Genomic DNA, 3,452 nt, shown 5'->3' on the forward strand with positions numbered 1-3,452 from the left:
CCACTGTATTGACGCTGCTCCCTTTCTTAACCTTAACCTCTAAGACACGTCCCGAATAAGGACTAATCGCTGTCGTAGCACGATTATATTCCGTTTGCAGAGCGGTGATCCGAGTTTTCTGATCATTGATCTTCCCCTCAAGCGGTTGGGTCGGATTGCGCCCATATTCGGCAACAAGTGCATCAAGTTCCCCCTTCGCCAGTCTTACTTGCTCAAGCAGGGCAGGTTGCTCGATCCGGGCGATCACATCCCCCTTCGTCACAACATCATTCTCAACGACACGAATATCCGATATTTGCCCGGCCGAGGAAGAATAGATTTGCTGCAATCCTCCTGGACGGATCAAGACACCTTGACTGTACACTTTCTTCTCCAGACTGCCGTTGAACCCCCACACAAAAGCAGCCACAATCAGTATCCCGAGTGCTGTTAGCGCAAGCCATCCTTTGGGAGAGGTTACCTTCATCAAGGTGTCGAGTTGTTCCGGAGAAGACAGTCTTTCCGTAGAAACTTTGCGAAAGACGTTATTGTTCATCGTACGATGGCTCCTTTAATCCAGGTTTTCAAACTTACCGTTGCGTACCCGTTTGATTACGATCGGCATATCCCGCACGTCACCATTGGAGTCGAACGAGTGTACGCCTGTCGCACCTTGCCAGGACTTCATCTCTTTAAGCGATACAGCAATCTGTGCAGGTACGGTTGAACCCGACTTCTCAATCGCAGACGCCAGTAGCTTCAGTGCATCGTAACCTTGTGCAGCCCATTTGCTCGGTTCAGCCTTATAAGCCCCACGGAATTGTTCTACGAATCGCTTCGTTTCATCCCGCGTGTCATTGGGGTTGAAGATCGAAGCGACAACGGTACCCTCGACCGCGCTCCCTCCGTTACGCAGCAGATCATCCGAATCCAGTCCATCGCCGCCTATAACCGGTGCCTTCAGTCCGGCTTCACGCAGTCGAACGATAAACTCCGCTCCTCCTACTGCCGTCTCAGCCAAGAATACCGCATCGCATTCTAGCAATCGCCACTTGTCCACGATACGCTTCAGATCGTTGCTATCTTTATAGTCCGAGATTCGGTCGATGATGCGGATGCCACTCTTGTTCGCGCTATCCTCGAATAAATTGGCGAGCCCACGCCCATATTCATCAGACGTGTAGAAGATCGCAACATTCCGATAATTCTTACTCGCTGCATAAAGCGCGGCTTGCTTCCCGATCTGTGCGTCACTAGGAATCGTACGGAATATGTACGGATTCGCTTCACTCGTGAGTTGAGGAGAAGTCGACCCAGGAGCTAGCATCAAAAGTCCGGCATGTGCATAGATCTTGGACGCAGGTACTGCTACAACGGAACTTCGATGTCCAATCATAGCGACCATATTGCTAGTGTTGGAGAAGGATTGAGCGACAGACATGCCAGTCGTTACAGACGACTGGTCGTCTTCTTGCACGAGCTTCAATTTCTTACCAAGGACACCCTGCTGGTTCACTTCCTTAAGGGCAAGTTCAATGCCTTCCTTGAATAAATCGTTACGAGCCTTAAATGGCCAAGCGACTCCGATCACGATATCACCTGAGTTGTTCTGCGCCGTATGTTCCCTTGCCTGAATCGGATCATCCGGTCCAGTACATCCTGAGGCAAATAGCATTAAAGCGATTCCAATAAGCGCCCACTTAAACTTCATTCGCACGCGGCCCCCACTGATCCGTTATAACGGGTGACCTTCCTCCTTTTTTCACTTCATCTTAAGTGTCAATAGCCGCACATTGCCATAATCATTATAGCTGTTAGCAAACGTGTGTCATATAAAGCTACGATCAACTTAATATTAAATTTAGTTAAAGAGAACAACACTCGAAATACAAATATTCCCTCAACATTCTACACCCATGGATTGGCGGTGTCATTACTATTCTTAGCGAACTCGGTGTAAACAACAAACAACCGGCTTAGATCTGGGTGATCTAAAGCCGGTTGTTAGAATGTTATTAATGTAAGGTTATGCTACTACGGTTTCAAGTGGATCCTCTTCATCGCGATTGAATGCATCTCGGTCGAATTCGCCTTCCGAATCTGCGACGAGCAGCGCGGTAACAGTCGTACCCGTTGCGTTCACTGCTGTACGACCCATATCAATCATGGATTCCACAGCAATGACGAGTCCCATTCCTTCAAGCGGTAAGCCAAGAGCGGTCAATACGACAGTTGTCGCTATGGTTGACGGACCTGGGACTCCCGCTACCCCAATCGAAGAAATAACTGCTACCAGAACAAGAACGATGTAATCGGATAACCCCAGATTGATGTTGTATACCTTCGCCACGAAGATGGCTACAATCGCCGGCCACACCCCGCCGCATCCATTGAAATTCATCGTTGCGCCAAGTGGAGCGACGAAGCTGGCAATACGGGGCGACACACGAAGACGCTTCGTGATTACTTCCAGGTTAATAGGCAATGTCGCATAACTGCTGCGCGTTGTGAACGCGACGGCGATCGTAGGATAAGCTTTCCGGAAAAACTTAATGGGGTTAACCTTCGCTACGAAGAACACCAGCCCACCGAACACGAGCACAAAATGGATGATAAGTGCGGTATAGGAGGCGAAAATAATTTTGGCCAATGGAGTCAGGGTTTCGATCCCATACTTAGCGGCCATAGCGCCAACGAGCGCATACACTCCGTACGGAGTTAGTCGAATGACATACTTTACTACCTGATGCAGCACATCTGCTAACGACTTGATCAAAGTCTTGACGGGCTGAACAGCTTCAGGTTTTTTCGAGCTAACGTGGATAATGGCGACGGCAACGAAGATGGCGAAGATCAGAACCGGTACAACCTTCCCGCTGGCCATATCGCTGATCGGATTCGAAGGAACAAGATCCAGAATAACTTGCGAGAACGTAGGGACTTCACGAGCCTTGAAGTCTTTCGGCACGGCTTGGGCAATGCCTGATCCTGGATTAATAGCAAGCGCCACAAGCAGTCCGATGATCGCCGCTACTCCTGTTGTTGCCAGGAACCACGCTATTGTCTTGACTCCGATCTTGCGGAGTTGGCCCAAGCTGGACAAGGATGAGATACTGTTGATGACCAATACGATAACGAGCGGCATGACGAGCATTTTGATCAAGTTCACATAGATCGTACCAAGGGTGCTTACACTCTTATAATCCAGTTTACTCTTGTTAATAATGATGCCGGCCACTAGACCTAGCCCAAGTGCGATCAGCACACGCCAGCCAAATCCGATCCGTTTCCTGGCCAAGAAGTAGAGCGCACCGATTACAACGATACTGATTAACAAACTAATCCAGTTCGTCTCGAACGCCGTCAACAAATTGTTTTTCATACCCACATCTCCCTTTATTCCCGACTTATCCAGTCGGCATTATAAGTATTAAGATACTCTGGGTCTGAAAATCTGTCAATCAGTATTATTT

3 protein-coding genes are annotated in these 3,452 nt (G+C 48.8%); all 3 read right to left on the reverse strand.

Translation table 11 applies throughout. From position 1 onward, the window contains the following. Positions 1–535 (reverse strand): hypothetical protein (locus AC1DWB_RS32365; protein WP_477545209.1); only part of this gene is annotated, 535 nt, incomplete at its 3' end. Positions 536–550: 15 nt separating this feature from the next. After that, complete coding sequence (locus AC1DWB_RS32370; protein WP_477545210.1) at positions 551–1,690, reverse strand: ABC transporter substrate-binding protein; 1,140 nt, start codon at positions 1,688–1,690, stop codon at positions 551–553. 315 nt (positions 1,691–2,005) lie between these two features. After that, positions 2,006–3,361, reverse strand: a complete 1,356-nt coding sequence (locus AC1DWB_RS32375; RefSeq protein WP_477545211.1) for a dicarboxylate/amino acid:cation symporter — start codon at positions 3,359–3,361, stop codon at positions 2,006–2,008. Positions 3,362–3,452 lie beyond the last annotated feature (91 nt).

This window comes from Paenibacillus sp. P4_E11 (assembly GCF_056401635.1).